Below are 7866 nucleotides of genomic sequence, written 5' to 3' on the forward strand. Positions count from 1 at the left end.
AAATCCAAATTGGCTGATCAACCACATCACCTTCTTTAAGCGATCTAAGTTTAGGTAAGGTCTGACTTATAAGTCTATACAGCCTTTCCGCATAATCATTTTGCTTATCTCTAAGCAGTTAACATTAACTAAGGATATGTACAGTTTTTCAGACATGTTCAGCTTGTCCTTGAAATGCCGGATTGCTTTATCTTGTTCTTGACGTAAAATGTTTATCATTTAATCATGCTGACTTAATATAATGTTTAAGTGTTTTTATATGGGGGAATATGTGTAAGGAGGCGGTTTATTTGAAAAACGATCAGAAAATAACACTTGACTCTTCTTTTGCGTTATCCACTCTTATTGTCTTACTTATTGCATTGTACCCATCCTATTCTTCTTGGTTTGTCACCATATTCTTTTTAGGATTTGCACTAATATACACATTTGAAAAAAAGAGCAAATCTTCAAAACTAATTGCTGTTATCTCTTATCCATTATTTATTGTTGCGTTTGTTTACAGCATAATAAACAGCATGTCATGATCCACTCTAAATTTGTTCTTAAAATTACGATTTTAAGTTAACTTTAAACTGCATTATGTTGAGAATATCACCTTTAATTGGTAAGCTGACACCAGATCATACTTATCTAATGAAGGTGAAATCATGAATAAAATAATCGGAATGACCGGATTAATTATCTCCTTACTTGTGCAAGGGTTCTCAGCAAATGATTCATTGACTCATAAGATCGCCATGGCTTGTCTATTTTTGTTCTTATTGGTTTATAATTTTAACCATACTAAGGAGTTCTCTAAAAAGTCTCTGGCGATTATAGGCGCTTCCTTTATTGTGCTAATGCTTGGGATTTATCAATTGCTCTTTTTTACCGATGATTACTTTGAAAGTCGCGGTTTAAATTTTGGATTTATCCTCTTACTTGAAATTGTTTTAGTTATTGGATTAGTGACTGCTGCGCTGAATTTAATTAAGCATATTGCAGACCGCTTAAGGAAAACACCTGATGGTAAAGAGCGTTGACTCTTTGCCTTTTTTTAGCTAACCATTTCTTTTTATGCCGTCTTTCTATGTACAAAATCAAACGCAATATCGACTTTTGCCGGCTCTCTTCTGTCAAATGATGAATTGACTTCAGACATTCCATCTTAATGGACTCTTCTTCATTTTTCACCAGAATTTCCTACCTTTTTGACAATTTACAAAAGATCCAGTCGCATTGCTCTCTTTGATAAGAGCTCTACATTTCTAATAGCAAGATTGAATATTGTTTGTTAATACACTCGGCCCCAACTTTTGTGTCTTAGAATTTGAAAGGCGTACTTGCACTTTAACATTTGTCATTTCAGCTGATATGGAATCAATCCTTCCAGCCCAATTAGGACTCTCTCCCTCGGGAGTCGGATATAGTTTAAATCGCCAACTGATCTCCCCTGTTTTGGAAGCAAATCCTTCATAACCGTCATAGCTTCCATAAGAAGATGGCTGAGGAAGGTGGACAGCAAGAATACTCATATTCGTTCTCGCAGCACTTGGCGGGTATAACTGCACTTTATAGATTAGTGCCGCACCCTTCGCATTTTTCAGTTTTTGATTTACCGGTTCGAGGACTGCACTACAAGGCATTGGACTTGCTTTCATTTGAGTTGGAGAGGCAATAACAGCAGCCAATAAAGGTATAACCAAGATAAATCGTTTCATCTACATTCCCTCACATTTTTTTGTTAATTTCCCTTACTCCCGAATTAAATATTCATCACTTTTGAATGGTTATCTTCATTAAAAGGTGAAAAAGGCAGTACTGGAGCTACTGGTGCTGCCGGTAAAGATGGAAAATCAGCATATGAATTAGCCGTTCAACAAGGTCTCAGGAACATTAGATGAATGGCTTGCCTCACTGAAAGCAACAGGAAATTGATCACATCCCTTCTCTAACGAGGAGGGTATTTTTTTCGTTTTTCAAATTAGAAAAACCCAAAAACTCTACATCCTTTTACAATTTTTTCAATGACTATGTTATGATTATTCCCGAAGGATTTTTGAAATTTTCAGAAAGAGGGGTTTGGATGAGCAAGATCGCTTCAGAAGTTGTTGCTACTACACTGAATGATTGGTACATTGCTATAAAGAAACAAAAGGTACATGAGTCAATAAAATATTACTCAGAGATTAAAAGCCTGTTCGATGATATGGAAGAGGATCAAGAAGTTCTTGCATATTACAGTTTATTAGAAGAAAGACACAAAATGTTGCTGCACTCTTCACGCGGAGAGCCTTTACAAAAGCACACTTATTTCACTGAAGAGAATGAAAATTTCATAAAAAGAACGAACGATAAATTGGAATATAACTTTTATTTATTCGAAGCAATGTACGAGGCATACAACAAAAATTATGATCGAGCAATTAACTTATATGGATTAGCTGAGAAAAAGCTTGCAGAAATTCCGGATGAAATTGAAGCAGCTGAATTCTACTCCAAGGTCTCCTACTTATACACTCTTGTTAAACAAAGCATTGTGGCACAACACTATATCAAGAATGCAATTGCAATATATAAGCGACACCCTGACTATAAATGCAAACTGGCAACTTCAACAATGATTGCGGCTGCAAACTATTCCGATATGAAACGGTTTGAAGAGTCAGAAACATATTATTTAGAAGCAATAGACATTGCACAAGAAACAAAGGATGAATATTTGGAAGCTCAGTTATATCACAACCTTAGTATCGTGTATTCTGATTGGGACAAACCTGATAAGTGCATTAAATCTCTCGAAAAAGCTATTGGAAATGAATCTTGGATGAATTCAAATTATTATATAAATTCTTTATTCATGATGATTAAGGAACTATTTAAAATTGACGAAAAAATGAAAGCCATTAATTTTTACAATAAAGCACAGGAAAGACTCATATTAATGGAGAATAAGGTATACGAAGCCAAAATTAGCACCCTATACAACCTATATTGTGGTGAATTAAAAAACAACTTCAGTAATTGCATCCGTTACATTGAGTTTTTAAAACAACAAAATGACCTTGAAAGTGTAGATGAATTGTCCTACATAGCTGCAAAAAGGTTTGAATCAATAGGTGCTTTTGAAGAAGCAACAAGCTTTTTCAATGAAAAAATTTGGGCTGAACAGAAAATGAATCAGGTGGAGGGAATCTTATGAAAAAAATTGTGCTTTGCGTATCTATTTTAACTGTAATTTTAAGTGGGGTAGCTTTAACGCAATTGAGTACAGATTCACCATCTAGCATCCAGGTAGCTGAAAGGCCAGTCGGAGGTTGAAAATTAATTTAGCCCTACTCATATGAGTGGGCTTTTTATTTTATAATTTGTGACCACCTGTCAAACCTGCTCTATGCAAAGCTGTGCCTCCAGGTGTATAAGAAACAGCTCGTAAGATCGCTTTTAATCCGTATTTATTTCTTATCCTGTCCTTAACAAAATTATGGAAGCATGGGCTGGAAAAGGGGTAAGGAATTATCAGAACAACTGAGGTAAGCGATTCAAAAGCAAAAAGAAACAGTATGTTAAGGGCGCAGATATCTATGATAAGGTAAAGGCCCAGAGATATGCTAGTAGTAAAACAGGTAAGCCTTATTCAGTGGCTGCAACCAAAAAAAGCACAAATAAATAGTATTGCTCTAAACTTGTGTGGCAATCATACAAAAATACAAAAGAACAGACCTAGACAGTAATGGAGGCGCACTTGTCACACCTGCAGATATTGATCGTTCATCAAAAACTGTTAGCTACTAATCGTTTTACTTGCAGATTTATTCTGCAAGTGTCTTTTTATTTTATATAAAAGATAAGGAGCGTTATATGAAAAAGTCTTATGTTTTATATGGGATTTCAGGAGTTCTAATTGGTGCAATAGTTATATTGTAGATCAATGCATTCTTTATAAATAAAGGTGAACACTCTGTACGTACTTCTAAAATTAATCCAACCGAGGATAAAATCTTTTTTGTCTATTCAAATCCACTCATCAAGAAAAGCGTACTCATATCCACATCACAAGGAGAAAAATTCAATAAACGATACTTTAAGGTACCGGATATACCATATATCCAGAAAAAACCCCCTCTTCAGACGATATCGTCTTGTTAGCTGAACATGAACCATATTATTACACATTAAAAAACAACACCATTAAAGAACATAAATTATCCAATCCATTTGCTTTTTGGTATCAAGGAGAAGATATTTCTGTAAAAGCCTATAATGTCGACACCAATGGAAATGAACTGAAAGTAAATGATAAAAAGTTCAATAAAAAATATAGCCTGACTTTGCCCTCCCTAGTAACCATGGGAGAAAGCGATGATAAGTATATTTACGTCATTCAAGGAATGTCTTTGTACGTCATTGATAGAAAAACAGAAGAGATTATTAAAACGATTGGATTAGCTTCCTATGGAGATGTATTTGATCACTCTGAAAAATATGTTGTGGCTAGCTCAGAACATGAACTAACTGTAATCGAAAAAGGATCATGGAAATCAAAATTCATAAAATATCCGGATGATCTCGAACAAGCGGACGCTGTGTATTACGACAAAAAAAGCGGTAAATTTTACGTTACATATATTAATAAATCCGGATACGCCTGCTTACTTGAGTACGATAAAGATTTTTCTTTTGAAAAATTCGATTTAAAATTTCCGTATATGAATGCAAAGTTTAAAGATCAAAAACTTTATGTGATTTCACAAGAGGAAAACAAAAAAGGCATTGGTGGCTATATGGGGATTTTTGATATCCGTACTAAAAAGAAACTTAATGAATTTGATTTGCCTGAAGAAGAAACAAAAGTGCAGGACTTTATGGTTTTAGATTAAACATAAAGAATAAGTTGCAAAGCAAAAGCCCCTTCCTGAATAAGGGGCTTTAATTTTAAATTAAATAGATGTTTTATACGCGTTAATGGCTTGATTTCTCAAAAGCATATTATCTTTCGTCACCATTCCAAGATTGTATGCTTGTTTGATGATATCCAGCACTTGATTATCTGTTTCAGTTACAGCTCGTCCACCCGTTATTCTGGATTTCCAGTAATCGAACTGGTGATTTAATTCTGAAGTGCTTTTAAGGTTTTGATTATCAACCACTTTTCCGTTCTCGAGCGCATCTTTAAATTCATCAAATTGAATTGAACATTGCTGATTCGAATTACTTCCTGCGCCTTCTGTCGCTAAACTGCAAAATGCTAAAAACTTAGGGTCTTTCGTAATGTTGTAAGAGTTATTAAGGCCTTCCATAACATTCACCCTCTCTCAAATTTTACAACGTTGCTGTAAATGATTTTCATGTTTTTCCCAAGTCCTTCAACTTGAATCTCATTTGAAGGAAGTTCGTTCATTGGAATTTCAATATATTTGTCCCATCCTATCACTATCCTGTTTTGCCCAAGTATAGCATCATATTTGTATATGTTTGCTTCACCTTTGTATAACAAACTCCTTCCGTTTGGTATTATTTCACATGTTATTTATCAGTAATTCCAGCGAGATATTCAACTTAAATTCCACCAAATATAGTAGATGGAAAAACAGTTTCTTTTCAACCAACAGTATCTTATTTCATTATTTCATACAAAAAAAGCTCTCAAAAAGAGAGCTTAACTTTGCAATACTTCTACTTAATCGTCCCGATCTTCGTCCTCTTCCCAATTTTCTTTTGCTTCTTCAAGCTCTTCCAAGAAAAATTGCAGAAAGTTATCTGCAACCTTGTCACCATAACCGGCTTCATTTGCCCAAACTATTACTGGACATTCGTCGTTTTCCATTTTGTTTGTATCGAGGCAATAAGAGAATTCATCTACATCTTCTATAACGATAATACCGTCACTTAAATTATAATGAGTTCTATATTCCTCAGTAACTGTAACAACCCTTGCAGAAACTTTCCCATGGCCAAGTATATTTACCCCGTAAATTCCACCGGAGCCATATTTATTTAAAAACCACTTATAACTCTCGGGAAGTTTTACATTTAAACGATTTTGTATCTCTATGATTTTTTCTTCACTTATTCCGCCTGTAAAATCATCCTCTTCAGCGTTTTCTTTAATAAATTCTTCAATTTCATGATAAGTCATCGTTACATTTCTCCTTTCTCAAATTGGCTCGCTCTCCATTTCCAATATCTTCGTTGGAAGCTTTTATACTGATTCCGCAACTCCCTGTCATTTCTAAAACTTTCCCCACCTTTTTTCAATCCATGGAGAACTTTTTTATTATTTTGATGAACAGAAGCGGGAATTTCCACCATCGTTCCTGGCTCTTCTTGAATTAAATGATGTAAGTTGATTTTTGTGCCATCATTAGCAAAAGGAGCGTCACCTTTTTTCATAAGTTGTAAATTTGTTTTTCCGCTTTCAGCATCAACTTTGTTTATATCAATATCTTTCAATGTGTATACTCTTCGACTTACATCTTTAGTTTTACCCGAAGCTTTTACCTTCCCTTTAACTTCAAAGGCGCCATACTTCTCTTTATTTAGCCAAGGGAGAGTTAATTCCTTACCTGTAAATGGCTTTCTGCTCTCACCTAATTTCTTCGCATTAGTTAATAGTTCATTTTTAAGGTTTTGGCTGTCAACCACATTGTATGGTACGTTATCGGCCAAAGCAAGATCATACTTAGAGTTATAAGGAAGCAAATCTGCAATCTTAACGTCTTTAATTTTCTTCCCTGCCTGTCCTGCCTTGTTTATGACCTTCCCCGCCGCATCAGCTTTGTTAACGGCTCCTGCGCCTTTCGTTCCGACGACAGCCACAGCCACTGAACCGACCGCATATGTCACCCATCTTGATCTGGAGTAAGCATCTCCATTCACCATATCTTTTTGATACGATTCCTCGATTGCTGCTGAAACAGCATCATAAGTTTTAACAGGATGAAGTACTGCATTCCCCAATGCTGACAGAGTTTCCCCCGGATCGGTTATGAAGTCCCATAGACCGGTTACCGTGTCTTTCCCGACATCATATAAACCAACGCCGGCTCCTTTTAAAATATCCCAAGTCACTTCTCCGGCTTCTTCCAGCTGTTTTGCTTGTTCAAGCTGGATCACATATTGCTGCTGGAAAGGTTCAAGATTCTCGTAACCGATCTTCTTGGCAATCTCCAAGTATTCATCAGGATCAGTTACTCCATCAGCGAGCTTTTTTTTCAGATCCTTGATTTCCCGCTCTTTCGCTTCTTCCTTCTTAATCGTCAAATAAGCATCCGCATGTCTCGCAATCTCGCCTTTTTTCTTATGTATGTCACTTTCTCTGTACGCCTTGGCGTTATAGTGAAGTGGTGTTGCATTTTTTCCCTTACCCGTGGCATTTTGAAGCTGTTGAAAGTCAGCTTGGATGAAATGCTCATTCGCTTCGGTTTCTGCGTATTCTTTCGTTAGATCGTGATCAAGCTTTCCGAGTTTATGTATGGTCTTATCCCGTTTTTTGTCTGCTGAATCCAGCTTTTGATCGACATCTTCTGTGGAGAAAACATCAAGATGAATGATATCGCTGATTTCATCAAGGATACCTTTCATTTCATTGCGCTGCTCCTGCATGATGGCTTTTGATTTATTCTTCGCATGAATCAGCTCATGTTCTAAAAAGGACTCTTCCACAAACGAATCGGCCAATCCGGCATCAGCTACTTTTCCAGAAATACTGTTAAGAAAAGCAATTTTCATATCGATCAGATCAAGCCAGCTGTCTGTGACACCGGCGTGATCTTGAAAGAATGCTTTAATGTTGTCTGCGCCTTTGCCTGAAAACTCACTGTCGTCTAAGTCAGCCATTCCCTGAAACGCTTTTCTGAGATTGATAAATTGTTCTCTAATCTG

8 protein-coding genes and 3 pseudogenes are annotated in these 7866 nt (G+C 36.0%); 5 read left to right on the plus strand and 6 right to left on the minus strand.

Features of this window, described 5'->3' with window-relative positions; translation table 11 throughout:
- Nucleotides 1-290 precede the first annotated feature (290 nt).
- Nucleotides 291-527, plus strand: coding sequence for a hypothetical protein (locus HWY38_RS18310; RefSeq protein WP_007407922.1), 237 nt, complete (start codon nt 291-293; stop codon nt 525-527).
- Nucleotides 528-650: 123 nt separating this feature from the next.
- Nucleotides 651-1025 (plus strand): YoqO family protein, encoded by a 375-nt coding sequence (locus HWY38_RS18315; RefSeq protein ID WP_224182340.1) that lies wholly within the window; start codon nt 651-653, stop codon nt 1023-1025.
- A 16-nt stretch (nt 1026-1041) separates the two neighbouring features.
- Here HWY38_RS18315 and HWY38_RS19300 read toward each other — a convergent pair.
- Nucleotides 1042-1120 (minus strand): annotated as a pseudogene (locus HWY38_RS19300) (hypothetical protein); the annotation flags it as partial.
- Between the two features lie 130 nt (nt 1121-1250).
- Nucleotides 1251-1703: a hypothetical protein gene (locus HWY38_RS18320; RefSeq protein WP_224182341.1), complete on the minus strand. Its 453-nt coding sequence runs from the start codon at nt 1701-1703 to the stop codon at nt 1251-1253.
- A 365-nt stretch (nt 1704-2068) separates the two neighbouring features.
- Here HWY38_RS18320 and HWY38_RS18325 point away from each other — a divergent pair, with 365 nt between their 5' ends.
- Entirely contained in the window at nt 2069-3184 is a 1116-nt protein-coding gene (locus HWY38_RS18325) for a Rap family tetratricopeptide repeat protein (RefSeq protein ID WP_224182342.1), read from the plus strand.
- Complete coding sequence (locus HWY38_RS18330; protein ID WP_148961648.1) at nt 3181-3303, plus strand: PhrK family phosphatase-inhibitory pheromone; 123 nt, start codon at nt 3181-3183, stop codon at nt 3301-3303. The genes HWY38_RS18325 and HWY38_RS18330 overlap by 4 nt, the downstream gene beginning before the upstream one ends.
- A 40-nt stretch (nt 3304-3343) precedes the next feature.
- On the opposite strand, the pseudogene HWY38_RS18335 reads toward HWY38_RS18330, so the two are convergent.
- Nucleotides 3344-3463 (minus strand): annotated as a pseudogene (locus tag HWY38_RS18335) (DNA polymerase); the annotation flags it as partial.
- A 380-nt stretch (nt 3464-3843) separates the two neighbouring features.
- On the opposite strand from HWY38_RS18335, the pseudogene HWY38_RS18340 reads away from it, so the two are divergent.
- A pseudogene (locus HWY38_RS18340) lies at nt 3844-4862 on the plus strand (hypothetical protein).
- 60 nt (nt 4863-4922) lie between these two features.
- Here the strand turns inward: HWY38_RS18340 and HWY38_RS18345 are convergent.
- The 3 genes from HWY38_RS18345 to HWY38_RS18355 form a co-directional block, all read right to left on the minus strand.
- Nucleotides 4923-5282, minus strand: coding sequence for a hypothetical protein (locus tag HWY38_RS18345; protein ID WP_224182343.1), 360 nt, complete (start codon nt 5280-5282; stop codon nt 4923-4925).
- Nucleotides 5283-5662: 380 nt separating this feature from the next.
- Complete coding sequence (locus tag HWY38_RS18350) at nt 5663-6121, minus strand: SMI1/KNR4 family protein (protein WP_224182344.1); 459 nt, start codon at nt 6119-6121, stop codon at nt 5663-5665.
- Between the two features lie 2 nt (nt 6122-6123).
- Nucleotides 6124-7866, minus strand: a 1743-nt coding sequence (locus HWY38_RS18355) for a T7SS effector LXG polymorphic toxin (protein ID WP_224182345.1), incomplete at its 5' end; no start/stop codon positions are given.

Origin of the sequence: Bacillus sp. KS1, assembly GCF_020075515.1 — a bacterium.
Lineage (GTDB): Bacteria > Bacillota > Bacilli > Bacillales > Bacillaceae > Bacillus > Bacillus velezensis.

Coding starts and splice junctions, on each gene's coding strand:
- HWY38_RS18315 (WP_224182340.1), top strand. CDS start 651: ATGAATAAAATAATCGGAATGACCGGATTAATTATCTCCTTACTTGTG.
- HWY38_RS18320 (WP_224182341.1), bottom strand. CDS start 1,703: ATGAAACGATTTATCTTGGTTATACCTTTATTGGCTGCTGTTATTGCC.
- HWY38_RS18325 (WP_224182342.1), top strand. CDS start 2,069: ATGAGCAAGATCGCTTCAGAAGTTGTTGCTACTACACTGAATGATTGG.
- HWY38_RS18330 (WP_148961648.1), top strand. CDS start 3,181: ATGAAAAAAATTGTGCTTTGCGTATCTATTTTAACTGTAATTTTAAGT.
- HWY38_RS18345 (WP_224182343.1), bottom strand. CDS start 5,282: ATGGAAGGCCTTAATAACTCTTACAACATTACGAAAGACCCTAAGTTT.
- HWY38_RS18350 (WP_224182344.1), bottom strand. CDS start 6,121: ATGACTTATCATGAAATTGAAGAATTTATTAAAGAAAACGCTGAAGAG.